General features: G+C 72.4%; 17 protein-coding genes. 11 read left to right on the forward strand and 6 right to left on the reverse strand.

Features of this window, described 5'->3' with window-relative positions:
- Positions 1-181: 181 nt before the first annotated feature.
- From OV079_RS31795 to OV079_RS31810, 4 genes are all read left to right on the forward strand, one after another.
- Complete coding sequence (locus OV079_RS31795; protein WP_267772867.1) at positions 182-907, forward strand: amidohydrolase family protein; 726 nt, start codon at positions 182-184, stop codon at positions 905-907.
- Between the two features lie 488 nt (positions 908-1,395).
- Complete coding sequence (locus OV079_RS31800) at positions 1,396-3,861, forward strand: FG-GAP repeat domain-containing protein (protein WP_267772868.1); 2,466 nt, start codon at positions 1,396-1,398, stop codon at positions 3,859-3,861.
- 922 nt (positions 3,862-4,783) lie between these two features.
- Positions 4,784-5,236 (forward strand): hypothetical protein, encoded by a 453-nt coding sequence (locus OV079_RS31805; RefSeq protein WP_267772869.1) that lies wholly within the window; start codon positions 4,784-4,786, stop codon positions 5,234-5,236.
- A gap of 180 nt (positions 5,237-5,416) precedes the next feature.
- On the forward strand, positions 5,417-7,561 hold the full coding sequence (locus OV079_RS31810) for a TonB-dependent receptor plug domain-containing protein (protein WP_267772870.1): 2,145 nt from the start codon (positions 5,417-5,419) through the stop codon (positions 7,559-7,561).
- 4 nt (positions 7,562-7,565) lie between these two features.
- Here OV079_RS31810 and OV079_RS31815 read toward each other — a convergent pair whose 3' ends face one another.
- Together OV079_RS31815 and OV079_RS31820 are read right to left on the reverse strand one after the other, a co-directional pair.
- Positions 7,566-7,817: a hypothetical protein gene (locus tag OV079_RS31815; protein WP_267772871.1), complete on the reverse strand. Its 252-nt coding sequence runs from the start codon at positions 7,815-7,817 to the stop codon at positions 7,566-7,568.
- 76 nt (positions 7,818-7,893) lie between these two features.
- Entirely contained in the window at positions 7,894-8,286 is a 393-nt protein-coding gene (locus OV079_RS31820; protein ID WP_267772874.1) for a hypothetical protein, read from the reverse strand.
- Between the two features lie 462 nt (positions 8,287-8,748).
- On the opposite strand from OV079_RS31820, the gene OV079_RS31825 reads away from it, so the two are divergent.
- From OV079_RS31825 to OV079_RS31840, 4 genes are all read left to right on the forward strand, one after another.
- Positions 8,749-9,981 carry a serine/threonine-protein kinase gene (locus tag OV079_RS31825; RefSeq protein ID WP_267772876.1) on the forward strand — a complete coding sequence of 411 codons (1,233 nt, stop codon included), beginning with the start codon at positions 8,749-8,751 and terminating at the stop codon, positions 9,979-9,981.
- 228 nt (positions 9,982-10,209) lie between these two features.
- A complete protein-coding gene (locus tag OV079_RS31830) occupies positions 10,210-11,400 on the forward strand; it encodes a site-2 protease family protein (protein WP_267772877.1) in 1,191 nt (396 codons plus the stop codon).
- A 147-nt stretch (positions 11,401-11,547) separates the two neighbouring features.
- The gene (locus OV079_RS31835) at positions 11,548-12,213 is read left to right on the forward strand and encodes a DUF4142 domain-containing protein (RefSeq protein ID WP_267772878.1); all 666 of its coding nucleotides are present in this window, start codon (positions 11,548-11,550) and stop codon (positions 12,211-12,213) included.
- Between the two features lie 8 nt (positions 12,214-12,221).
- The gene (locus OV079_RS31840; protein ID WP_267772879.1) at positions 12,222-13,097 is read left to right on the forward strand and encodes a DUF6600 domain-containing protein; all 876 of its coding nucleotides are present in this window, start codon (positions 12,222-12,224) and stop codon (positions 13,095-13,097) included.
- A gap of 10 nt (positions 13,098-13,107) precedes the next feature.
- On the opposite strand, the gene OV079_RS31845 is transcribed toward OV079_RS31840, so the two are convergent.
- The 3 genes from OV079_RS31845 to OV079_RS31855 all read right to left on the reverse strand — a co-directional run bounded on the left by OV079_RS31845 (position 13,108) and on the right by OV079_RS31855 (position 16,726).
- A complete protein-coding gene (locus OV079_RS31845; protein WP_267772881.1) occupies positions 13,108-13,599 on the reverse strand; it encodes a hypothetical protein in 492 nt (163 codons plus the stop codon).
- Between the two features lie 1,207 nt (positions 13,600-14,806).
- Positions 14,807-16,123, reverse strand: coding sequence for a cation:proton antiporter (locus OV079_RS31850; protein WP_267772882.1), 1,317 nt, complete (start codon positions 16,121-16,123; stop codon positions 14,807-14,809).
- A gap of 45 nt (positions 16,124-16,168) precedes the next feature.
- Positions 16,169-16,726, reverse strand: coding sequence for an NUDIX hydrolase (locus OV079_RS31855; RefSeq protein WP_267772884.1), 558 nt, complete (start codon positions 16,724-16,726; stop codon positions 16,169-16,171).
- 102 nt (positions 16,727-16,828) lie between these two features.
- On the opposite strand from OV079_RS31855, the gene OV079_RS31860 reads away from it, so the two are divergent.
- The 3 genes from OV079_RS31860 (at position 16,829) to OV079_RS31870 (ending at position 20,307) form a co-directional block, all read left to right on the forward strand.
- Positions 16,829-17,896: a DUF418 domain-containing transporter gene (locus OV079_RS31860; RefSeq protein ID WP_267772885.1), complete on the forward strand. Its 1,068-nt coding sequence runs from the start codon at positions 16,829-16,831 to the stop codon at positions 17,894-17,896.
- A gap of 40 nt (positions 17,897-17,936) precedes the next feature.
- Positions 17,937-19,445, forward strand: a complete 1,509-nt coding sequence (locus tag OV079_RS31865) for a sensor histidine kinase (protein WP_267772887.1) — start codon at positions 17,937-17,939, stop codon at positions 19,443-19,445.
- 184 nt (positions 19,446-19,629) lie between these two features.
- Complete coding sequence (locus tag OV079_RS31870) at positions 19,630-20,307, forward strand: Coq4 family protein (RefSeq protein ID WP_267772890.1); 678 nt, start codon at positions 19,630-19,632, stop codon at positions 20,305-20,307.
- Between the two features lie 76 nt (positions 20,308-20,383).
- On the opposite strand, the gene OV079_RS31875 is transcribed toward OV079_RS31870, so the two are convergent.
- A complete protein-coding gene (locus OV079_RS31875; RefSeq protein WP_267772892.1) occupies positions 20,384-24,136 on the reverse strand; it encodes a hypothetical protein in 3,753 nt (1,250 codons plus the stop codon).
- Positions 24,137-25,022: the final 886 nt, after the last annotated feature.

Here is a 25,022-nt window from a genome sequence, read left to right on the forward strand (position 1 = left end):
GAGGGCGGCAGCGCCCAGCTGCTCGCCGGCGTCACCGCCGTGTTCGACGCGCACCCGCACCCGACCACCGCCGCCGGCCTCGAGGACAAGCTCTCGCGCGCGCGGCCGCGCCCACTGCGACTACGCCTTCTTCATCGCCGCCGCCACCGACCACCTCGACGACCTCGACCGGCTCGAGCGGTTGCCGGGCTGCAGCGGCGTCGTCCTCTCGCTCGGCACCGACGACGAGCCGCTGCACCGCGCCCTCTTCTGCGGCCAGCGGCGGGTCACCGTCTCGTGCGAGCCCGACCCGCACCCCGAGCCCGTCGCGGCCGGCGCCGCCGTCGACCTCTACCGCGACGAGGGCGACGCCGCGCGCGCCCTCCAGCGCTTCCTCAACATGGCCAAACGGGCAGGTCGGCGCGTCCACGCCTCCAACGTCGACGGCGACGAGGCCCTCGCCCTGCTCATGCAGCACCGCGAGCTCGCCACCGTCGGCCTCGCCGCCGCCGACCTCGATCAGTCGAACCCCGGCGCCGGCGCGCTGTGGCGGGCCGTCGCCGGCGGCCTCGTCGACGCCCTCGGCTCCGGCCCCGAGCCCGGGCCCGGCGGCCCGCTCCTGCCGACCATGCTCGGCCACGTCCACGCCGGCCGCCTCGGCCTCCCGCAGCTCGTCGAGCTGCTGTCCTCCGGGCCAGCCCGGATCTACAACGTCGCCCGCAAGGGCCGGATCGCGCTCGGCTACGACGCCGACCTCGTGCTCGTCGACCTCGACGCCGAGCACACCCACGCCGGCGTCCGCTACCACGGCTGGCCGATCGCCACCGTCCTGCGCGGCGAGCTCGTGGCCCGCGACGGCCGCGTCGTCGCCACCCCCGGCGGCGCCCCCGTGCGCTTCTCCGACACCCTGCGCATGGTCGTCCTGTAGCGACCTGTCCCCCGGGACAGCCTATCCTCCGGGCCATGTGCGCCGCCGCGCCGCAGGACAGCCTGTCCTCCGGGACATGTGCGCCACCACGCCGCGATCGCCGTCCCGCGAAGCCCGCCGACCCGACCCGGCGGCCGGCGCAGGCTCGCCGGCCGCGTGGCCTGGCCCGAAGGCCATGTCGCTTCCCCTCGCCGGCCTTCGCAGATGTCTCGAAGGGCTCGCGCGCCGCCGCGCCTCCTCGCGCCGCGCGCGACCTGCCCCGAAGTACAGGTCATCGCCGTCGCCGCGGGCACCTGTCTGCAAAGACAGCCAGGAATCTGCGGAGGACGTCGCCACGAGCCTGCGAGCTCGCGGGTCGGGGCAGCCACGAGCAGCCGCCTTCGCACCGCGCCCGCCGATCGCCGGCCGCGCGCCGACGAGCCCGCGGCTGCGGGGCTTTGCTGTAGAGTCCCGCAGATATGCGGACACGGCGACTGACTTGGGTGGGGATGTGGAGCATCGCGGCGGCGGCCACCGCCGGCTGCAGCGACGACGGCACGGCTTCGACGGCCGACACGACGGGGGGCATCCTCCCGACCGCGTCGACGACCGACGGCGCGACCGACGGCACCGCGAGCACCACCGCGACGCCGCCCACGAGCACCACCGAGGGCGGCAGCGACAGCGACAACGACAGCGAGTCGACCGTCGCGCCGACCGGCACCACGGCGACCTCGAGCACCACCGACCCGGTCGTCACCAGCACCACCGTCGACACCGAGACCACCGACGGCTGCGACTGTCCGGCAAACTTCAAGTGCAAGTACGACACCTGCATCCCGGACCTCGGCACCTGCACCACCCACGACGACTGCCCGGGTGACTCCTACTGCGACCCCGACGGCGAGTGCATCCCGTACGGCGTCCCGGCCGACATCATCAACGACCCCGAGTGTCAGAAGGACAACATCCCCGAGGGCATCACCCCGGTGGTGCAGTGCGAGTGGAGCGCGGTCGCCGACCCGGCCAACGACCCGACCAAGAACTCGACGTACATCTACACCACGCCGATGGTCGCCGACCTCAACCTCGACAACGACCCGGACAAGCTGCAGCCCTCGATCATCGTCAACACCTTCGCCTCGATCGGCAACATGGGCCGGATCGGCACCCTGCGGATCTTCGACGGCCGCACCTGCGAGCTGCAGTTGCAGGCCGGCGGCGCCGACGAGCCCGACGACGCCAACCGCCCCGGTTACTCGGCGCACTGGGCCATCGCCGACCTCGACAACGACGTCCCGCAGGGCGGCCGGCCGGAGCTCATCGGCTACCACCGCGTCACCAGCAACAACGACAGCGGCCCGCTCAACCTCTACGCCTTCCGCATCGTCGACGACGGCGACACGCCCAAGCTCGAGCGCATGTGGTACGGCCGCAACTGCGAGACCGACACGCTCCTCAACTTCTCGAGCGCCGGCGCCACCAACGGCCCGAGCGTGCACGACCTCGACGGCGACGAGTTCCCCGAGATCATCGTCGGCGACCAGGTGTTCGACCGCGACGGCTGCATCCTCACCACCTGGAGCGCCAGCGGCGCCAACCACATGCCGGTGATCGCCGACGTCGACCTCGACGGTCAGATGGACTTCGTCAACCACCGCCGCGTCGCCGGCTGGGACCCGATGACCGGCGAGTGGGTCGACAAGCCGTGGTTCATGCCCGCCAACCAGCCGGGCGGCTTCCTCGCGGTCGCCAACGTCGGCCTCTACTCGGTGGTCGACGGCGTCGACTTCGAGCAGGTCCCCGAGGTCGTCGTGCTGTCGGTCAGCAACAGCATCGGCCGCCTGCGGATCCAGAGCCTCACCGGCGAGACCAAGTGGGGCCCGATTCAGCTCTACGCCAAGGCCAACGAGACGATCGGCCAGGGCGGCCCGGTCACGATCAGCGACTTCGACGGCGACGGCCAGGTCGAGTTCGCCACCGCCGCGGCCACCTACTACGCCGTCTACGACCCCGACTGCGTCGCCGCGCTCAATGGCGAGAGCCCGACCGAGCGCCCCGGCGGCAAGTGCGAGCGCTCGCCGGCGCAGCAGGCCAAGAACCTGCCCGACGGCGTGCTGTGGGTCCAGCCCTCGCAGGACCTGTCGTCCAACATCACCGGCTCGTCGATCTTCGACTTCAACGGCGACGGCGCGGCCGAGGCCGTCTACCGCGACGAGTGCTACCTGCGCGTCTACGACGGCAAGAGCGGCGACGTCCTGTTCAGCGCCCCCGCCTCGTCGGGCACCGGCAACGAGTACCCGACGATCGCCGACGTCGACGGCGACTTCGCCACCGAGATCGTCGTCCCGCGCACCAGCTTCAACAGCTGCCCGGCGATGGACCCGCTGTTCCCGATGGCGCCGAAGTTCGTGTCGCGCCCCGGCTTCGTCGTCTACCGCGACCCGCTCGACCGCTGGGCCAACTCGCGGCCGATCTGGAACCAATATCAATACTCGATCACCCACGTCACCGACGACGCCCGCGTCCCGCCGGCCGGCACGTTCGTCAACAACTGGCAGACCGAGGGCCTCAACAACTTCCGCCAGAACGACCAGGGCAGCACCGGCAAGCTCAACATCGCCGACCTCACCGTCGAGCTGACCGACCTCGGCACCCTGTGCCAGAACCAGGGCGGCACCATCGACCTCCAGGCCGAGGTGTGCAACCGCGGCACCAACCCGGTCCAGGACGGCGTGGTCGTCCAGTTCCTCGAGACCACCGACCCCAACCAGCCCGTCGACCAGGCCGCCGTCGTCTGCGAGGCCGTCACCACCAAGCTGCTCGCCCCCGGCGAGTGCGAGACCGTGACGTGCACCGCCGACCTCCAGGGCGGCGGCACCGTCTACGTCGACGTCGACCCGGCCGACAAGATCGCCGACTGCCACCCTGGCAACAACCTCGGCGCCGACGCCCTCGACATCTGCCCGGGCTGAGCCGCCGCAGCTCTTCCATCGCGCCCGTCCGAGGGGCCACGCCGGCGCGCCGGCGCGGCCCCTCGTCGCGACCTCTGCCCTCGCCGCACCTGTCCCGAAGGCCGGCCGAACGCCGCTCTCGCTGCGCCTCGCCAGATCTCGGGGCACCTGTAGCGTGTCGGGATCGGCGATTGCCATGACCTTCATGGCATGCTTCAAAAGACATGTCGCGACACCCCGTGTCCGCCCACACCGTCTGACATGTCCTCGGGGACATCTTTTTCATTCCCGCCCGCCGCCTCGACCCCGCGAGAAAAATCGCACGACATCTCGACTGGTCGCTCCAGCCGGGCCGAGCTAGCGTCCGGGTGATGCGGCGCTGGCTGTTCGCGCTCGGCACCGTGGGCCTCGGCGCCTGCATCCCGGTCGAGTACGACTGGCAGGTCGTCGACGCGCGCTTCCGCGGCATCCTGACCGAGGTCGTCGAGCCCGGCGGCTACGGCTCATTGTTGCATGTGCCCCCGGATCGGCGTCGCGCCTTCGTCCTCCCGCTCGACACCGTCGAGCTCGAGTGGAAGGTCGCCGTCCCGCCCGGGCAGGAGCTGCAGCCGCCGATCTGGGTCGCCTGCTCGCAGGAGGACTGCCTCGGGCTGTGGAACGGGGCCTACTTCCTGGACTATCTGTACGACTGCCCCGACCCCATGCCCATCCGCGTCGCCGTCTCGTGTCGGCTGGGCGAGGAGCACCGGATCCGCGTGCGCACGGCCGGCGCCTATTCTGGCGGAAACTTGTTCATGCTCCTGGTCGTCGGCAGCCGCCGCGCGGACCTTTCCCCCGCGAATGCCTCGAGCGCCTGGCCACCTCCCCGCGCGGCGACCTGGCCCCCTGCCTCATCATCCTGCGCTACCCGCCCTGGAACCCCGACGCGTTCGGCCTGCCGTTCTTGCCGGAGGAAGCGGGCGTCCCGAAGGAGGTCCGCGACGAGCAGGCCGACACCAACCCCACGGTGCTCGGCTTCACCGTCACGCGCGAGCGCGGCGACCTGCGCGAGGAGCTCGTCATCGACCTCGGCGACCCCGTCCCGGTCCGCCGCGGCGATCGCCTCCACGTCGAGCCGCGCCTCGCCGCCGACGCCGCCCAGGAGTACTGGGTCTCGGTCGGCGACCTGCCGAACATGCCGTGGTCGGGCACCCTCGAGCAGCGCGTCGAGGAGCTCCGCTACGAGGTCCTGTTCAGCGAGCCCGTCATCTACGACCCCGAATACGGGCAGGGGCCGCCGTTCACCTTCGTGGTCCCCCACGACGTCGTCCCGACCACCATGTGGATCGACGTCCTCGACGATCGCCAGGGCCAGGCCTTCGTCGAGCTCCAGTTCGTCCCCGAAGCCGGCGCATGATCACTCTCGGCCTCGCCGCCTGCCTCCTCGTCGCCGCCCCGGCGACTGGCCCAGCCGCGGCTCATACCGCCGTGCAGGGCACCCTGCGCAGCGCCGGCGAGCGCCTCCCGGTCGCCGGCGCCCGCGTCTTCGCCCGCGCGCGCAAGGGCCCCGCGTGGACCCGCGAGGCGGTGTCCGCCGGTGACGGCCGCTTCCTCCTCACCGACCTCCTCCCGCGACTTCGTCCTCATCGTCGTCGCCACCGGCCACCAGCGCTTCGAGCAGCCCACGCCTGCCGCCTACTGGTCGCGCCGCAAGCCGCCGACGATCTATCTCCAGCCCCAGGGCGCCGGCGGCTATCGCACGATCGTCGAGCAGGAGCGCGTCAGCAAGCCGAGCCCCGTCAGCACCATGCAGCCCGAGGAGATCGCCAACCTCCCCGGCAGCCAGGGCGACCCGCTGCGCGCCTTGCAGAACCTGCCCGGCGTCGCCCGCGTCCCCGCCGGCCTCGGCCTCCTCATCCTCCGCGGCGCGGCCCCCAATCAATCGCAGGTGTTCTTCGGCGAGCACCCGCTCCCGCGCGCCTTTCACATCCCCGGCCTCGCCAGCATCGTCCCGGCCGGCGTCATCGGCGGCATCGAATACGTCCCCGGCAACTTCTCCGCGCATTACGGCAACGCCGTCGGCGGCATCGTCCACCTCATGCCGCGCGTCGGCCGGCGCGACGGCGTCCACGGTCACGTCAAGCTCGACCTCATCACCGCCGGCGCGCGGGTCGAGGGCCCGTTCGGCAAGGGCGGCTCCTACTTGCTGGCCGCCCAGCGCGGCTACCTCGACCTCGTCTGGCGCGCCTTGCCCGAGGACGCCACCCGCGGCCTCCCCCACATCAACCCGCGCTACCACGATTATCAATTCATCTTCGACCACCCCGTCGGCCGCGGCGGCACGGTGACGATGCGGCTCCTCGGCGCCGACGACACCTTCCATTTTCGCCACGCCTTCGACACGCGCGAGCCGCTGTCGATGCAAAGCGGCTTCAACCGCGTCGACCTCGCCTTCCGTCAACGCCACGGCCGCTGGGACTTCCTGCTCGCCCCCGCCGTGCGCTTCGACCGCACCGAATTCGACAGCGGTAACGTCTTTCTCCGCCGGCGCAACGACATCGTCGGCCTGCTCCGCGCCGAGGCCAGCGTCCGCCCGTGGCGCCCGCTCCAGCTCACCCTCGGCGTCGACACCCAGCTCGACCGCTACCGCGCCCTCGTGCGCACGCGCGACGATCAGGGCGACCTCGTCGACACGCGGAACCGCGGCTTCTTCTCCAACACCGGCGTCTACTTCCATTCGCAGCTCGACCTCGGCCGCTACGCGCTCGTCGCCGGCGCCCGCGTCAGCGCCTTCACCGGCGGCACCAACGCCAAGCACGTCGTCGACCCGCGCCTGATGCTGCGCTACAGCCCGCACGAGCGGGTCCGGATCCAGCTCGCCGCGGGCACCTACTCGCAGGCCACCTATCGCAGCGACAGCGTGAGCGCCGGCGTCTTCGACCAGTGGCGGACCCCCGGGCAGCTGTTCCCCGGGCCGACCATCTACTCCGGCGACTTCCGGACCGTCTTCCCCGCCGCCATTCGCTACCTCGACCCCCAGCTCGAGTTCGATCCGGAGGGACAGGTCGGCGCCCTGCGGGCCACCCAGTACAGCGCCAACCTCCACCTCGACCTCGGCGATCGCATCGCCCTCGACGCCACCCTGTTCTATCGCAAGGTCCGCGCCGACATTCCCCCCGCTCCCGCAGACCCGGACGCGCCCACCGCCCGCTCCGCCACCGGCGGCCTCGAGGTCATGCTGCGCCACGACCTCACCGCCCGCCTGTTCGGCTGGATCGCCTACACCTGGATGCGCTCGAGCACCACCTTCACCTTCCCGAACCGGCCGACGCCGACGCGGGTCGCCGACGACTTCGACCAGCGCCACAACCTCGTCATGTTGGTCGGCTACAAGCTCCCGCGCCGCTGGTCGATCGCCGGCCGCTTCCGCCTCGTCACCGGCCTGCCCTACACCGCGATCATCGGCTCGATCACCACCGACGAGAGCTGGGCGTTCAGCCCGAACACGCCGGTGTTCGGCGCGCCCAACGGCGCGCGCATGCCGGTGTTCCACCAGCTCGACCTCCGCGTCGACCGCACGTGGATCTTGCCTCGCTGCGTGGTCGGGGCCTACCTCGACGTGATGAACGTGTACAACCGGCAAAATGCCGAGGGCATCCTGTATTCGCAGGACTACGCCCGCACCCGCGCGGCCGTCGGCCTGCCGATCCTGCCCGTCCTCGGCGTGCAGGTCACCTACTGATGCGTCACGCCCCGAGCATCAGCGCGACGATCGCCAGCAGCGCGAACACCACCCCGAAATAGGTGTACTTGTCGCGCCGCAGCATGATCGCCAGCAGCCCGCAGGCCACCGCCGGCGCGGTGTACAGCATCATCTGCTCCCACCCCACGCGGTGCCCCTTCATGCCCGCCTCCACGAACGCGATCGCGCCCATGCACATCGCCACGTACGCGAGGAACGTCGGCACGAAGCTCTTCTTGGCTTGCGTCTCGGCCATGGCGAAGGGCTAACCGATCGCCGCCGCCCTGTCGACCGCGAAGCGCCGCGGCCCCATTCGCGGCGCTGCGAGGTCCTCAGCCCTCGCGGTCGCGCCTGGCCGCCAGCAGCAGCAGCGCCGCACAGCCCGCGCTGACGCCCGCGTTGACGTGCAGGTCCGCGGGCGCGAGCCCGACCCTGGCGCCCCAGTAGAGCCACTGCGTCGCCGCGTCCCACCCATAAAAACCAGCGTTGGCCAGCAAGATCGCCCGCCGGTCGGCCGCCCGGCCCATCCGCAGCGTCAGCAACACCGCCGCCGCCATGAACACGTGGAAGCTGGCGATGCTGAACCACTGGAACTCGCGCGTCGGCGTCATCGCCCCGCCGCGGTACTGTGCGTCGAGCGGCCCCGGGTCGAACACCAGGGTGCACGCGATCAGCAGGTTGAACAGCGCGTAGACGACGACGATGCACTTGCTGAGGCGCGGCACGATATTCCCTCCATTTAAAAACATCGTACTACGGATCGCCCGCCGCGATCACCTCGCGACTCCTCGCCCCTGGCTTTGCCCGAGGGCCGGCCGACCCCAGCGGGCTCGCGGCCTCAGGCGTGCTCGCCCCGGTGATCGCCAAACCATGTCTTCGAGGACATGTCCTCGAGACCAGCCAATCACCCACCCCCGCGATCGCCACCTGTCCCGAAGACCATCCGTCTCCTCACCGCCTCGTTCGTCTTCTGTTTATTTCTGTCACAGAGGAGCGAGCGACGTGCATCGGCCTTCGCGGGCGACTCGCACGTGCGCCGACGCAGACGTCGCACCCGGGCCGTTCGCCACGGCAGGCCGTGGTGCGCGCGGCCTCGCGCCGCGCATCATCACGTTCGGCCGCGTCAGGCGCCGGGGCTCGGCGCGTATACTTGGCGCCGACCTGTCCCCGCAGACAGGAGGAGTCCCATGGAAGCAGCAGTCAGCAACCAAGCGACCCTCGCGTGGTCGCGCATGGAGACCCAGTTCCCGGCCGAGCTGGCCTCGACCATGGCCGGGGCCTCGGCGGCCTCGCGGGTCACGCGCATCGACGCGAGCCAGCGCAGCCTCTCGGTGTTGCCGCAGATCGAGACGGACGTCGGCGGTCAGGTGCGCCTGGTCCACGACCCGCGCGACCGTTACCGCTCGCTGGGCGTCGTCGGCGAGGGCGGCATGGGCGTGGTGGAGCGGGCCGAGGACGTGGACATCGGCCGGCCGGTGGCGATCAAGCGTCTGCTGCCCGAGGCCTCGCACCCGCTCGGCGTGGCCCGCTTCGTCGGCGAGGTGCGGATCGTCGGCAGCCTCGAGCACCCCAACGTCGTGCCGATCCACGACGTCGGCCTCGACGCCGAGGGCCGCTACTTCTTCGTCATGAAGTACGTCGAGGGTCAGACCCTCGGCGAGATCATCGAGCGCCTGCGCCGCGGCGACCCCGAGGCGCACAGCCAGTGGCCGTTCGAGCGCCGGGCCGAGATCATCATCTCCGTGCTGCGCGCGCTGGCCTACGCCCACGAGCGCGGCATCGTCCACCGCGACATCAAGCCCGACAACATCATGATCGGCCGCTTCGGCGAGGTGTGGCTGATGGACTGGGGCATCGCCAAGAAGATCGACGAGCCCGACCCCGGGGTGCCCACCGAGCGCGGCGAGGACCCGACCGCCGGCCTCATCGGCACACCCGCGTACATGTCGCCGGAGCAGGTCCGCTGCGAGCCGCTCGACGCCCGCAGCGACCTCTACGCGGTCGCGGTGGTGCTGCACGAGTTCATCGGCCTCAAGCACTACCTGAACCACCGGGCCGACAACCTCCTCGGCCTGCTCGAGGCCATCGAGCGCGAGAGCCCGGCGCTGCGCGGCCCCGGCGCCTACGACAGCCCGCACCAGAGCTCGCCGCCCGTCGAGCTGCAGATCGTCGTGGCCCACGGCGTCGCCAAGGACCCGGCCCAGCGCTACCAGTCCGCCGCCGAGATGCTGGCCGGCATCCGCGGCTACCTCGAGGGCCGCGGCGAGGTCCGCTGCATGTACTCGTTCACCAAGCGAGCCATGCGCGAGAGCGGCCGCATGATCGACCGCTACCCCCGCCTCGGCGTCGCCCTCTACTTCGCCCTCGTCGTCCTGGCCCTCGTCGGCCTCGCCGCGCTCGTCATGCTGTCGCTCGGCTAGGCGAATCGACCTGTCCCGGGGGACAGCACGATCGCAATGCGAACAGAGCCGCTGCGCCGGCGGGACCGACAGCCTCGGCCGGCCCCGCGGCAGCGGCAGGAGCACACCCCCGCGGCGAGCCGCGGCCGATCGCCGAGGCAGCGCCGATTCGCTCGACTGCCAGCATTTCCTCGCCCGGCGACCGCCGCGCCGTTGCGGCGCGGCGCGGCCCGGCCCAAGGATCGGCGCATGGGCGGTCTGAATCTGGGAAGAGTCTTCGGCGTGCGGATCGCGGCCGATTGGAGCCTGTTCGTCGCCCTGTGGCTGGTCGCCGTCAGCCTCGCGCTGGGCTCGTTCCCGGTCTGGCACCCCGAGTGGGGCGACGGCCTGCGCTGGGTCGTCGCCTGCGTCGCCGCGGTGCTGCTGTTCGCCTCGGTGCTGATCCACGAGCTGTCGCACGCCCTGGTCGCGCGCAGCTACGGCCTCGAGGTGCGCAGCATCCACCTGTTCGTGTTCGGCGGCGTCGCCAACATCGAGCGCGAGCCCGAGACCCCGCGCGCCGAGCTGGCGATTGCGATGGTCGGCCCGCTGACGAGCATCGGCCTCGGCGTGGTGTTCCTGGCGCTCGGCGGCTGGCTCGCGCGCCTCGGCGGCGACCCCGAGCGGCTCATGCGAGACCTCGGCCCGACCGCCACCTTGCTGTTCTGGCTCGGCCCGCTCAACCTCTTCCTGGGCCTGTTCAACCTGCTGCCGGGCTTCCCGCTCGACGGCGGCCGGGTCCTGCGCGCGCTGCTGTGGCGGGCCACCGGCGACCTGCAGGCGGCCACCCGCTGGGCCTCGCTGTCGGGGCAGGCGATCGGCTTCGTGCTCGTGTTCGCCGGCATGGCGATGATCTTCGGCGCGCGCGTGCCGTGGTTCGGCACCGGCGTCGTCTCGGGGCTGTGGATCAGCGTCATCGGGTGGTTCCTCGCCAGCGCCGCGGCCATGAGCTACCGCCAGCTCGTGATCATGCATCTGGTCGAGGGCGTGCCGGTGCGGCGATTGATGCGCCGCGACGTCGCCGCGGTCCCGCCGACCCTGCCGGTCGCCCGCCTGGTCGACGATTACCTGATGCGCAGCGATCAGCGGGCCTTCCCGGTGATCGCCGGCGACAAACTGGCGGGCATCGTCTGCCTCGAGGACGTGCGGGTCGTCGAGCGCGACGTGTGGAACGACATCGAGGTCGGCACGATCATGACCCCGGCGGCCGCGCTCGAGACGGTCGGCGTCGACGACGAGCTCACCGTGGCGATGCGGGCCTTCAGCCGCAAGGACGTCGAGCAATTGCCGGTCGTCGACGGCGAGCGGCTGGTCGGCGTGCTGCGCCGGCGCGACATCCTCAAATGGCTCGAGTTGCAGGCGCCTCGCGGCGAGCGGCCGGTGCAGCCGCGACCGGCCTGAACCGTCGACGGGCGCGCGAGCCGGCGGCGGGTGGCCGGCGCGCACCCGGACAAGCCCTGATCGCCACACCCGCGAATCGCCCCCGCGACGGGTCCCCGCGGCGCCGTGGTGGTGGCATTCGCGTAAAAGACGTCCAACGCTGCAAGCATGTCATTCACCCGGACCACCCTCCCCCTCACTGTCGCCCTCGCTCTGGCGCTCCCGGGCGTCGCCGCCGCCGACATGCCGCCCGGTCCGTCGCAGCCGTCGACCCCGACCTCGGGCGCTCCCACCCATCCGAGTCCGTCGACCAGCCCGACGCACAACACCGAGCAGAACCCGACCAATGTGCAGACGCCGACCGACGAGCTCTCCGACGAGGAGATCCTCATGGTGATGGAGACCATCAACGACACCAGCGCCGAGCACAACCGCCGGGCCCAGAAGGCGGCCAAGAACAAGCGCGTCAAGAAGTTCGCCGAGATGCGGGTCAAGCACGCCAAGGGGGCCAAGAAGCGGCAGACTGCCTTGCACGTCCGGCACAAGCTGAAGCCCAAGACCGGCCCGACCGACGTCGCCTACAAGGCCTCGATGACCGAGACCTACAAGGATCTCGACACCGCGACCCGGGGCAACGAATACGACACCACGTACATCGACGACGAGGTCCAGGCGCTGACGAACGTCCTCGACACGATCGACCGCAGGTTCATGCCCAACGTCGACCTGCCCGAGCTGCGCGACGAACTCAACACCGTGCGCGCCCAGGTCGACAGCGACCTCAAGGAGGCCGAAGCGATCCGCGACGCCCTCCGCGCCTTGCCGGCCACCTGAGCCTCGCCATGCGCGTCGTCCGACACCTCGCGGCCGCGGCGGCTCTGGCCGTCGTCGCCGGCCTCGACTGCCATCACACCGACACCGCCGCGCCGGCGCCCCCGGTCGCCCCCACCGGGCCGAGCGCGCGCTTCTACGGGGCCCTGGCGCCGTACGGCACGTGGATCGACGACGCCGCCTACGGCTGGGTCTGGCTGCCCGCGCCCGCGATCGTCGGCGCCGACTTCTTCCCGTACATGACGGGCGGCCAGTGGGTCTACACCGACGCCGGCTGGATGTTCGACAGCAGCTATGCGTGGGGCTGGGCGCCGTTCCACTACGGCCGCTGGGCCTTCGACGCCGGCGTCGGCTGGATGTGGGTGCCGGGCGACGTGTGGGGCCCCGCCTGGGTGGATTGGCGGTGGAACGCCGGCTACGTCGGCTGGGCTCCGCTGCCGCCGCGAATGGTGGGAGTGCGCGAGGCGCCGCGCTCGCACTGGATCGTCGTCGCCGCCGAAGACCTCACGCGGCCGCACCTCGAAGGCCACATCCAGCCGAACGAGCGCGGCCAGGTCGTGTTCGCCGACAACGCCGCCCACCCCGCGGCCCACCCCGGCTGGCGCGCCGGTCCGCCCGCCGACATCGTCGGCCGACCGCAGACCCCCGTCCACCTGCCGCCGCCCCCGCGCAGCGGCGAGCTGGTCCGCTCGCACGTCGCCGGCGACACCGTCGAGCACACCCCCTTCGTCGAATCGAAGCGAGCCCCGGCCGCGACGGCCTTCCCGCACAACCCGCCCGAATTCCCGGTCCACAAGATGCGGCCCCACACCACGCACGCCCCGGTGTTCGACGTGCCCCACGAAAGCGGCGGCCGCCGCTCCCGCGGCGGCCACCGCATGCGGTGATTCGTCGGTCTCAATCCTCCCACACGACCAGCACCTTGCGCTGCTGCCACCATTGCTCGAGCGTGCGGTTCGGATCGACTGCGCAGGCGATCGTCAGCGGGCTGAGTCGCACGCTGATCGGGTGCGACGCCTTGCCGTCCCAGGTGCCGATGTCGACCACCTCCGCGCCGGCGAGCCGCAGCCCGTGGCGCCGCAGGTAATCACCGATCGCCGGCACCTGCAGGTCGACCCCGGTGGTCGCCTCCGCGTGCGGGTTGCGCAGCGTCTTGGCCAGCGCGATCAGCTCGGCCAGGTCCTCGGGGTGGGCCGCGAAGTGCTCTTCATAGCTCTTATAATAAACCGACTCGAGCGCGTCCTCCTGGCGCACGAACTCGCCGTCCACCTCGTAGCCGATCGCCCACCGGTCCTCGCCGTACTTGCGGTCCCACTCGCGCTGCCGCGCCGTGCGCTGCTTGACGCCGCCGGCCTTGCCCAACCGGCGCTCGACCACCCGCCACCCCATCGCTCAGCCCTCTTCGTCCCGCCGTCACCTGTATCTTTCACCAGGTTCTTCAAAACATGTCCGGAGGGCAAGATCGCCTCGCTGACCAGCTCGAGCAGCGGCGGATCGGCGGCGACTGCCGGCTTCGGCGGTGTCGCGGGCTCGGTGAAGGTCACCGCGACCTCCAGCCCCGCCGCTCCCGGTGCTCCCGGCTCGCCGTACTCCACATTCGCCGTCCGCACCGGCAGCCCCGCCGCTGCCCCGCTCGACTCGACATTGACCGTCCGCACCGGCAGCCCCGATTCGCGCCCCGGCGCATCCGCTGTCCCCGGCATCACGACGCTCGTCTCGTGCGTCACCGTCGTCCCGGCCGGAGAGCTGATGAACACGTGCCGCACCAGCTCCGGCGCTCCGGGTCCCGAGCCGCGCAGCACCGTGCGCTCCGAGCTGCGGGACCCGGGCGGCGCGAACCTCGGCACGTCCGCCGAGCGCATCCCCGGCGACGATTCGCCCGGCAACAGCGTGCGTGGCCCCGCCAGCGGCTCGCCCGGCACCAGCGTCCGCCCGGCCGGCGGCATGTCGACCGCGAACAGCCCGCGCCGCTCGCCCCCGGTCGCGTCCGGCAGCAGCGTCTTCCCGCCCAGCACCGCTTCCTCCGGCGGCAGCGTCTTGCCGGCGAGCCCCGGGCCTTCCGGTACCGCGGTCCTTCCGCTCACCGGCCCCTCGGGCGGCAGCGTCTTCCCGCTCACGCCCTGCCCCTCCGCCACCACGTGCGCCGGCGCCGTCGACGACTCGGCCAGCACCGTGCGCGTCACCACCGGCTCGCCGCCGACGACGGTCCCTCCTGCCAGCGTCGCGCTCGCCAGTGCTGCGGCCCCGCCCAAACTCCCCGCCTCGCCGGACCCTCTCGCCAGCGTCTCGCCAGCGAGCGCAGCCCCACCGCCCAAACTCCCCGCCTCGCCGGACCCTCTCGCCAGCGTCTCGCGCGCGAGCGCAGCCCCACCGAGGCCCTCACCGCCGGTCCCTTTCGCCGGCCCCGCCGTCTCGCTCGCCGGCGCGAGGCCGCCGAGGACCTCATCGCCGATCCGGCCCGGCACCGCCGCCGGCCCCTCACCGCCGCGGACCTCGTGCGTCGTCAGCACCGCACCGGGGCTCGTCGGCCCTGCCGCGCTCGCATCCCGCGAAGGGCCGCCCTGCTCCCTCGGAGCCGGCGCGCCCGCCTCGCCCATCACCTCGTCGACCGTCGCCGCCGGCGCGACCGCCCGGATCTTCCCTGCCCCTCCAGACATGTCCCCGGAGCATGTCCCGAAGGACCTTTCCCCTGAGAAAGATCTTCGGAGACATGCGCGTGACCCAGCGGCGACACCGCCACCCCGAACGCCACGCACGTCGTCGCCACCGCCGCGAACACCAGCGTCGTCAGCGACTCGGTCCCCGGCACCGCGGCCGCGTGGGGCAGCGCCGCCAGGCCGGCGACCAGCATCCCGCGCGGCCAGCCGAGGGCCAGGGCCGAGAACGTGCGCTCGTCGACCCCGCGCAGCACCAGTCGGGCCGCCAGCAGGCGCAGCACCACCAGCAGCAGGCCGAGCACGATCCCCATCGCCAGCAGCCCCCACGGCGGCCCGAGGTTCATGCCCAGGTACGTGAACAGCAGCACCCGCGTGATCTCGACCGTGCGCGCGTGGTCGTCGAGCGCCGCGCGGAAGTCCTCGTCGGCGGCCTCGACGACCGCGCCGCCGCGCGGGCGGAACAGGGCGCCGACCAGCGGCCCCGCGTTGCTGACCACCGCGCCGAACACCAGCACCGCCAGCGCCCCGATCCCGCCGAGCGTGTCGGTCACCACGTAGAGCGCCAGGATCGCCGCCAGCGTGTACGGATAGACCCCGCGGCCGGGCCCGACGCGGCGGATCGCGGAGATCCACAGCAGCCCGGCGAACGCCCCGAACGCCAGCGCCAGGCCGAAGCCGGCGGCGATCGCCGCGTACGCCTTGCCGACCGGCACGCGCAGGCTCAGCAGGTCGATGCAGAACGCGGTGGCCGCGATCGCCAGCGCCCCGGTCAGCGCCGCCTCGCGCTCGAGCGCGGCCACGAGGCCCGGGTGGGCCCGCCGGTACAGCGTCGGCGCGAACACCTCCGGCGCGGTGCACAGCATCAGCGCCCCGAGCATGAACGCGTGCGTCCAGCTCCACACCGGCAGCAGGTGCAGCCCCGACAGCGCCTGGCTGAACAGCGCCACCAGCGGCACCACCAGCGCCGCGCCGGCCAGCGCCAGCTTGCGCGCGCGCACGACCTGGTCGCCGGCTGCCCCGAAGACCATGTCGCGACCGGCCTCGAACAGCACGATGATCAGCGCCACCGCGGCGAAGAACGGCGCCAGCGCGGCGATCGTCGCCGGCGGCACGATCCCGGTGGTCCGCAGCACCACGCCGAGCGCGATCAGCCACGCCGCCTCGGGCACGTTCGTCCGCAGCGCCAGCGGACGGACCGCCGCCGCGGCGGCCAGCAGACAGGCGATGGCGACGAGGAAGACGGTGACGGGCGCCATGGGGGACCGTCAGTGTGCCACAGCGCCCGCGCCCGCGGCCGCCTTCTACTTGCGCTGGGCCAGCTGGCGCGCGAAGTAGAGCCCCGCGTAGACCTTGAGGTCGACGTGGGCGCCGCGAGCGATGCGCTCGCCCAGCCAGGCCTCGACCTCGGCGAGCGGCACCTCGAACACGGTGATCTGCTCGTTGCCGTCGCCGCCCCCGGGCCCGACCTTGCGCAGGCCGGTGGCCACGAAGATGCTGATGCACTCGCTGGTCAGCCCGGGCGAGCTCGGGCCGTGGGCGACCTGCTCGATGCGGCTGGCCTCGTAACCTGTCTCTTCGACCAGCTCACGATTGGCCGCGACCGCGGCCTCCTCCGACTCGTCGCCCGGCGTGTCGCCGACCAGGCCGGCCGGCAGCTCGACCGCCACCCCGCCGAGAGCGGGCCGCGGCTGCTCGATGAGCACCAGCCGCCCGTCGTCGGTCACGGCCACGATCGCCGCGGCGCCGCGGGCCCCGAGGCGCTCCACGTACTCCCACTTCCCACGGCGTACGAGGCGCAAAAAGCGCCCGTCGCCGATCGTCTCGGTCGCCGGATGGGTCGCGTCGGACAGGCTCGACATCCCCCCGACTATCGCAGCCGCGCCGCCCTTTGGCCAGGGCTGCCGGTCACGCGCCGACCCCGACCTTCACCCGCCGCGCCCGTCCGGGTAGCCTCAAGCGACGTGACGTCCGCCCGCCTGCTCAGCCTCGACGCCCTGCGCGGCCTCGCCGTCGTGCTGATGATGGAGCAGCACATGGCAGTATGGCTGTGGCGCTCGGACCCGGGCGTCTCGGCGATCGCGCAGGCCCCGGTGCTGATGGCCCTGAACGGCCTGGGGGGCCTGGCCGCGCCCACCTTCATCACCCTCGCCGGCGCCGGCACCAGCTTCCTCGCCCGAAGTCGCACCGCCGGTCTCGACGCGATCCTCGTCCGCCGCGGCCTCGTCGTCATGGGCTTCGGCTGGCTGCTCAACCTGCTCACCCCGAGCTGGTTCTCCGCCGGCTCGTGGTTCGTCCTCCACCTCATGGGCCTGGGCATCCTCACCGCCCCGCTGTGGCGGCGCCTGTCCGATCGGTCATTGCTCATCGGACAGGCCCTCCTGCTGCTCGCCGCCCCGCTCGTGCAGCACTGGCTCGCCACCCCGGAGCTGCTCCTCAACGACCGCATGCGCCGCCTCGACCTCGCCGGCGGACCGCTGCGCCTCGCCCTCGCCGAGGGCCAGTTCCCGATCGTCCCGTGGCTCGGCCTGTTCCTCGGCGGCATCGTCGTCGGTCGGTGGTTGCAGCAGCGCCGCACCGCGCCGATCCTGCGCATGGCGAGTGTGCTGCTCGTCACCGGTGTCGCCCTCGCCGCCGTCGGCCTGCGGCTCGGACCCCACGAGGGCGTGTGGCACCGGCTGTTCCAGATCCGCCTGAGCTTCTACCCCGCGACGCCGGCGATCGTCATGTTGCTCCAGTCGGGCACGCTCCTCCTCTTGCTCGGCGCATTGGCCCTCGAGCGACGCGGACGCATCGACGAACGCGGTTGGCTGGTCCCGCTCGGCCGCGCCTCGCTCACGCTGCTGCTCGTCCACGTCGTCGTCTTTCGCGAAGTGACGCGACCGCTCGGCGCGTGGCAAGCGTTCAGCTCGGAAGTCGCGCTCACGATCGTCGCGATCTGGGTGATCGTGTGCGCGCTCGCTGCGCGCCTGTGGCAGCGTGTGGGCTACCGCTACGGCGCAGAGTGGCTGCTCCGGATCTTCGGCGGTTAAACCGCTGACGGCGATGCCGGCGCATGCTCTGGTCGCGCCTATGCAACCGGCTCACGTGCTCGCCGCCGCCGCGACCGCCGGGGAATCCTCGGTGCGACGCAAGTCGCGGTTCACCACCCTGCCGCCCCAGGTCCTCGACTTCGCGCTGTCGCTCGCGTCGCAGGGCCGCGCCATCGTGCTCGTCAGCGTCGTGCTCGCCGCCGTCGTGGTCGTCGCCGCCGACCACAGCCCGGCCGCGGTCCTCGGCTGCAGCGCCTTCGTGCTGGTACAGGCGGTCTCTTTCTTCAACCCGGTGTCGTTCGACCGCGCGCGCACCCGCACCCGCGACCTCGTCCGCTACGCCGCGCTCGCCTGCCTGCTGGTGGTGCTGCCCGGCCTGCTCGCCCCCGACGCGCCGGTGATGCTGCTCGGCCTCGCCGCCGCGTGCGCCGCCCCGCTGTCGTTCGCCCCGCGCCTCGCCGGCGCCTGCGTCGCCGGCCTCAGCCTCGCCTGCGCCCTCGGCGTGCTCGTCGCCGGCGGCCCGACGTCGCAGGCGCTGATCGCCGCGCTGACGGTGTCGGCCGCCGGGGTGCCGCTGACGCTGGTGCTGGCGCACCACGGCCGCAGCGGGGAGATCTTGCGCACCGCGCTGGGCCGGCTCGAGCGCGAGATGGAGAACCGCCAGCAGATCGAGGACCAGCTGCGCCGCACCCACGACGAGCTCGAGCGCCGCGTGGAGGAGCGGACGATCGCGCTGACCCGCGCCAACCGCAAGATGGAGTCGGAGATCCGCGTGCGCCGCCAGGCCGAGGAGCAGGCGCTCGAGGCCAATCGCATCAAAAGCTCGTTCCTCGCCAACATGAGCCACGAGCTGCGGACCCCGCTCAACGCCATCATCGGCTACAGCGAGATCTTGCTCGAGGACACCGCGCGCCCGGACCTGCACGAGCTGCACGAGGACCTCGGCAAGATCCACGGCAGCGCCGAGCACCTGCTCGCGCTGATCAGCGACATCCTCGATCTGTCGAAGATCGAGTCGGGCAAGATGGACATCAACATCGAGGCGTTCCAGCTCGGCGACGTGCTCGGCAGCGTGATGTCGCACCTGGCCCCGCTGGCCGAGCGCAACGGCGACACCCTCAAGCTCCGCTGCGCCCGCGACCTCGGCGAGCTCAAGACCGACCGCACCAAGCTGCATCAGATCCTGAGCAACCTGCTCAGCAACGCCTGCAAGTTCACCCACAACGGCCGCATCGAGCTGTCGATCCGGATCCAGGCCGAGGGCGGCCGCTCGTGGTACCGCTTCGAGGTCAGCGACACCGGCATCGGCATCGCCCCCGACGTGCTCGAGCGCCTGTTCGCCCCGTTCGTCCAGGCCGACTCCTCGACCACCCGCAAGTTCGGCGGCACCGGCCTCGGCCTCGCCATCAGCCGCCACTACGCGCGCATGCTCGGCGGCGACATCACCGTCCGCAGCCAGCCCGGCGTCGGCTCGGTGTTCACCCTCCGCCTGCCGCAAGAAGCCGTCGACCCGCGCAAGGCCGGCGTGATCCTCGTGTCGCACTTCTGAGCGCGCGCGCGCGAGCGCGAGCGCGAGCGACGCTGCACCGCCGCCGCGGCCCTCGCGGGCCCGAGGCCGCGCGGGCGCGGCTCGTGCGGATCCACGCCGGCCCTAAGTGGACACGACTGTCCGTTTCGACCACACTCCTTCGGCGAGCGGGGCCCGGGCCCCGCTCGCCGAAGGAGTGCTCCTCATGAACCAGCCAGCGTTTCCGACCCTGCCCCCGAACGCGTCGCTCTTCACCCGCGTCCGCCTCAGCCTGCACGCGCTCAAGGTCCTGACGGACGACCCCGGCAACACGTATTACGGCCCGCTGGTCAACGCCTGCCTCGACAGCGAGACGTACACCAAGCTGGCCCGTCACTGGCGCACCAGCGACGACGGCCGGCGCATGCTCGACGACCGGCCGACCCTGCAGGGCCGCGAGCTCGACCTCGAGGCGCTGGAGAAGCTGCCGGAGGGCACCCTCGGCCGCGAGTTCGTCCGCTACTTCCAGGACAACGGCATCCAGCCGTTCGAGACCACCTTCCCGGTCGAGACCGACGTCGACTACCTGAGCAAGCGCTACCGCGAGACGCACGACCTGTTCCACCTGATCACCGGCTACGGCACCGACGAGCACGGCGAGATGCTGCTGCAGGCGTTCGTGCTCGGGAACCTCGGCGTCCGCCAGGCGGTCCTGATCCTCGCCTACTCGGTCCCGCGCCGGGTCAAGGTCGCCGGCTGGAAGGACCTCGTGCCCTACCTCGGCCGCCTGCGCGCCGCCTACCGCCGCGGCAAGCGCTCGCGCGAGCTGCTCAGCGTGAACTACGAAAAACTGTGGGAGCAGCCGGTGAAGTCGCTGTCCCGCCTCCTGTGCGCCCCGGCCTGACGCCGCGTGAAAGAATGTTCGGACATGCCCCGAAGGTCATGTCCGAACATTCCAATCAACCTGACCTTTCAGACCATCACGGCGGCGGGGTGTCGTCGTCCTCGCCGCTGACGATCGGCGGCAGCGGGCGCTTGCCGGGCGGCGGCGGCGGCGGTGCCTGGCGCGGGCGGCCCGGCGCGGCCGGCGTGATCGCCTCCGCCACCGGCCGCACCGGCTGCGGGCCGCTGGCGTTGTGGCGGGCCACCGTCGGGCGCGGCGCGTCGAGCTCGACGTCCAGCGGGGGCGGCGGCGCCTCCATCGTGTCGGTCATGCGGAACTTCGACGCGCGCGGGCGCGGCGTCGTGTCCTCGTGGATAAGGCCGCCGCTGTCCGTCGACTGGCTCATGAAGATCGCCTCCGACACCCCTGACTGGGCCGCGCGCGGCGTCACCGTCGTCTGCATCACCGGCTGCTGCGGCACCGGCCCCGACTGCCGCGTCGTCGGCGGCAGCGTCTTCGGCGGCGACGGGCGCCACAGCGGGCGCCACAGCCCGCCCTGCGACGCGCTCTGCCAGCCCCACGGCAGCCAGCGGATCATCGACCACGCCAGCCACAGCGCCCACGCCAGCATCAGCCCGCGGTACCACCACAGCGACACCGACAGCACCCACGGGCGCGGCATCAGCCCGCCCACGCCCTCGACGTACTCGACGCGGTCCTGATACCAGCGCAGCGAGCCCGCCCACGAGCCGTTGCCTTCGATCTGCATGTCGGGCTGGCCGAGCAGCCCCGCGTGCACCGCGGTGATCAGGGCCGAGCAGGCCATGAGCGTCCACAATCCGATCGTCAGCTGGCGCAGCGCGAACCACCCCGGCGCCAGCTCGACCCGGCGGCGGCGCCAGCCGAGCAGCAAGAACCACCCGATCACCAGCATCGCCTCGAACACCGTCACGGTCGACAGCCCGAGCCCGAGCAAGAACCACTGGTGGGCGCGCAGCGGCGACACGGCCAGGCGGCCGAGCACCGCCGACGCCAGCAGCAGCACCACGATGTAGCTCCAGAACAGCACCGCCGGCCCGAGCCGCGGCCCACCGAGCAGCAAGATCCACCGGCTCGGCGGGAACTCGATGTAGACCTCGGCGTTGACCGCCGCCGCCCCTAGGTCCACCACCGGCGCCGTGTAGCGCTGGCCGAGCGCCGCCGTCTCGCGCCACTCGAGCTGGACCCGCTGCACGCCCGGCGCGATCGGCAGGCGGACCTGCTGGCCCTCCTGGCCGATCGGCTGCTGCGAGCCGTTGATCAGCACCTTCTGCAGCTGGGCCTCGGACGGCAGGGCGACCGTGTGGTGGCCGCCGCGAGACGAGCGCAGCTCGAGCTGCAGCTCGGCGTCGACCGCCCGCATACCTGGCCGAAGGGTCAGGCGCGCGAAGTCGAGGGTCAGCGTCTCGCCGGGCACGCCGGCGGGGCGCGAGATGTCCAAAACGACCTGTTCTCCGGGCCAGGGCATCCAGACCTGCAGGCCCTCGGCGCCGCGGCGGATCGGCGGGATCCCGCCGGCCTCGACGTGCCACACCGGCCCGACCATCACCTCCCAGACCTCGCTCCACGGCGCCCCGGTGGCCGCCGCCAGCACGATCTGCGGCGAGATCGGCAGCACCGAGGTCCACTCGACCACGTCCTCGTCGGGGCGGATGTTGACCAGCACCGCCCCGGCCTCGACCCGCTGCTCCGCGGTCGTCACCGACTCGCCGGGCAGCAGCGGCACCTTGAGCACCACCGCCGAGCCGCGCGGCGTGGCGCGGATGACCCGGGTCGTCACCTCCCACGACAGCCCCAGCGTCAATGCCCGCTCGACGCGGACGAACGGCGGCAGCGTGCCGACCTCGAGCGTGTCCGGCTGGGCCGCGTCCTGCTTGCTCGTCCGCGTCAGCTGCAGCACCTCGTCGGCGAGCCCGTCCTCGTGCAGCCCGGCGACCGTCCAGCCCTCGGCCTTGGCGGTCACGCGGTGCGGCCCGACCGGCAGGCGCAGCTGGATCGTCTCGCGGTTGGGCAGCGGCCCCTCGAGCACCACTTCGTGGCGGCCCGGCTCGAGCGCGATGCGCAGGCTCCCGTCGCCGACGCGCACCAGGCCGCCGGTCGCCGGCGAGCCGTCGACGCTGACCTGCGACGGCAACCAGTGCTCGGCCGAGCCAGGCAGCGGCGCCTCGACCTGGGCCGCCGCGTGGATCTCGACCACCAGGCGCAGCGCCGACCCGCTGGCCTCGAGGCGCATGCGCGGGCTCGTCACGCAGTCGGGCAGGCAGCTCGGCGGCTCGGTGAGGCGCGCGCGCAGCTGCTCGAGCGTCGCGGTGTCGGGCACCTGCGCCGCCGCCGACGACGGCAGCAACAGCCCCAACGCCAGCGCCCCCATCATCGTCGCGCCGACGGCCGGGTTCGGCCGCGCGGGCGGGAGCACCCGGCGCTTGCGGAACACCCCGAACACCGCCATCACCAGCGCCACCAGGAACAGCACGCGCACCCCGGCCAGCGCCAGGTTCACGTGCGGCGGCACCAGCACGAAGCTTACCTTCTGCGTGCGATCGACCGGCCCGCTCCAGCGCAGCGGCACCGAGCGCCATGACCAGCGCGGCACGCCCGGGCCCGTCTGCACCACCGTGCCGGCGTCGTACTCGCGCAGCTTCTTCTGCTGGCGCTGGCGGTACTCGCCGCTCAGGCTGGCCCGCTTCGACTTCACGATCGACGACGCGCTGAGCTCCTGCTGCAGCTCCTCGGCCTCCTCGTCGAACGCCTCGTTCTTCGGCCGGCCCATGCGGCCCTCTTCGCCGCGCTGGCGCTCCCCGCCCGCGCCGTCGAAGTCGACCTCCGCCTGGTCGAGCGCGCCCGGCCTGAACTCGGCGGCGGCCGGGACGTCCTGCGCCGGCGCGGCCTCCATCGGCGGCGCCAGCTGAGCTGTCGCAAGGACCAGGTCGAAGTCGTCGCGTCCGCGCTCCTCGAGCGCCGGGTACAGGCCCTGGCGGATCTGCTGCACCGCGAACACCGAGCAGATCCCCGCCAGCGTCACCAGCGCGCCGAGGCGGTAGCCGCGGACCGCCGAGCGCAGCCAGTTGTCGGGCAGCGCCCGGTGCAGCGCCTCGCCGACCAGCACGAAGATCCACACCGTCCGCGGCGCCATCCACTCGGGGAACACCAGCGCCAGCGTCACCACCGCCAGCACGCCCCAGGCCCAGCCGTACAGCCTGGCGATCGCGATCGCGATCACCAGCACCATGAACAGGTCGAGCAGCGTCCAGCGGCCGAGCCACGTGTCGTCGACCTGGTCGACCCCCGTCGCGTGCAGCACCTTCCAGCCGGGCGGCAGGTGCAGCGTGCCCGACACCGAGGCGAAGTCGTGGTCCCAGTCGACCGCGGAGATCGCCGGGTGCAGGCCTTCGGCCGGCACGCGCAGGTCGGCGGTGAGGGCCACGTTGGGGTCACGCAGCTCGACGCCGGCCTTGTTCGGGTCGTCGCGGGCGGTGATGAATTGCGGCTGGCCGCTGACCGCCACCGCGCCGAGGCGGGCCGAGCCCTGCATCTCGAGCCGGCGCGTGCCCTGGACCTGGCCGGCGATGCGGTCCTTGACCGTGAAGCCGCGGCCGTCGAAGTCGAGCCACCAGTCGCGGGCGAGCGACAGTTGGTCGGGCCCGCGGTCGGCCTCGCCGCGCTGCGTCACCGTCAGCTGCAGCGCCTCGCCCGGGCGGGCGCGGAACGCCGGGAACGAGCGCCACGCGTCGGGCAGCTGCGTCTGTTGCGGGTCGACCGACACCAGCCCCGCGAACTCGACGCGGCGCAGCTCGGGCCCCGGTTCGAACACCCACACTCTTCGCTCGCCCACGGCCCCTCGTTGCTGGCCAGGGCGATGCTCTGCAGGTCGCCGGGGTGGCGCGACTCGACGCGGATCGTCCACGCCCCGGGGCGCACCTGCACGCGCACGCGGCCGTCGGGCTCGAGCCGCGCCGGCAGCTCGCTCGCCACCTCCATCGCCACGAAGTCGGGCAGGAGCGCCTTGCCGAGCAGCTCCTCGCGGCTCTTGCCGGCCACGTGCAGCGAGATCTCCGTCGTCATCCGCAGCGGGATCGCGTCCGTCAGCTTGCGGTGCACCACCACGTCGAGCAGGTTCTGCTCGCTCGCCGCCTCCACCTTCTTCTGCAGCCACAGCGTCCCGTCGTTGTCGCGGCGCGGGAACGACTCCGGCTTGCCGCGCAGCTTGAGCGCCAAAAGCCCCGTCTCGGCCGGCACGCTGAGCTTCTCCGGCATACTGTCCCACAGGAACGCGCCGGTGATCCGGTGCGCGCCGGGGCCGAGCTCGACCGCCGGCCGGCCGCCCTGGTTCACCACCACCGCCGCCTGGCCGTCGACCTCGACGTCTTGCGGCCAGCGGCGCGGATCGCCGGGCAGCGGCACCACCCCCTTGGCGTACAGCTGCCAGCGCTGGGCGAACGACCCGCGCTCGTCGGTCAGCTCGAGCTCGAGCTGCGACGGCCAGGCGCAGCGGCGCTCGCTGGCACTCGCATGTACGTACGGACATGCCCGATCGGACAGGGGCTGCAGCACCCACGGGACCCACGGCCGCAGCGCCTCGGGGACGTCGGCGGGCGCCTGCGCGGCCGGCTCGGCCGGGGCGCGTGGGGGCCGCCGCCGCCGCGGAGGCGAACAGCAGCATCGTCAGCGCGAGGACCCATGGCAGCGGCCGAGGCGTG

It is taken from the genome of Nannocystis pusilla, from assembly GCF_026626665.1.
In the GTDB taxonomy this organism is placed as follows: domain Bacteria; phylum Myxococcota_A; class Polyangia; order Nannocystales; family Nannocystaceae; genus Nannocystis; species Nannocystis pusilla.

Excerpts from the sequence above, each read along its gene's own strand:
- OV079_RS31800 (WP_267772868.1), top strand. The coding sequence starts at position 1,396 with ATGTGGAGCATCGCGGCGGCGGCCACCGCCGGCTGCAGCGACGACGGC.
- OV079_RS31815 (WP_267772871.1), bottom strand. The coding sequence starts at position 7,817 with ATGGCCGAGACGCAAGCCAAGAAGAGCTTCGTGCCGACGTTCCTCGCG.
- OV079_RS31825 (WP_267772876.1), top strand. The coding sequence starts at position 8,749 with ATGGAAGCAGCAGTCAGCAACCAAGCGACCCTCGCGTGGTCGCGCATG.
- OV079_RS31830 (WP_267772877.1), top strand. The coding sequence starts at position 10,210 with ATGGGCGGTCTGAATCTGGGAAGAGTCTTCGGCGTGCGGATCGCGGCC.
- OV079_RS31835 (WP_267772878.1), top strand. The coding sequence starts at position 11,548 with ATGTCATTCACCCGGACCACCCTCCCCCTCACTGTCGCCCTCGCTCTG.
- OV079_RS31840 (WP_267772879.1), top strand. The coding sequence starts at position 12,222 with ATGCGCGTCGTCCGACACCTCGCGGCCGCGGCGGCTCTGGCCGTCGTC.
- OV079_RS31845 (WP_267772881.1), bottom strand. The coding sequence starts at position 13,599 with ATGGGGTGGCGGGTGGTCGAGCGCCGGTTGGGCAAGGCCGGCGGCGTC.
- OV079_RS31850 (WP_267772882.1), bottom strand. The coding sequence starts at position 16,123 with ATGGCGCCCGTCACCGTCTTCCTCGTCGCCATCGCCTGTCTGCTGGCC.
- OV079_RS31855 (WP_267772884.1), bottom strand. The coding sequence starts at position 16,726 with ATGTCGAGCCTGTCCGACGCGACCCATCCGGCGACCGAGACGATCGGC.
- OV079_RS31865 (WP_267772887.1), top strand. The coding sequence starts at position 17,937 with ATGCAACCGGCTCACGTGCTCGCCGCCGCCGCGACCGCCGGGGAATCC.
- OV079_RS31870 (WP_267772890.1), top strand. The coding sequence starts at position 19,630 with ATGAACCAGCCAGCGTTTCCGACCCTGCCCCCGAACGCGTCGCTCTTC.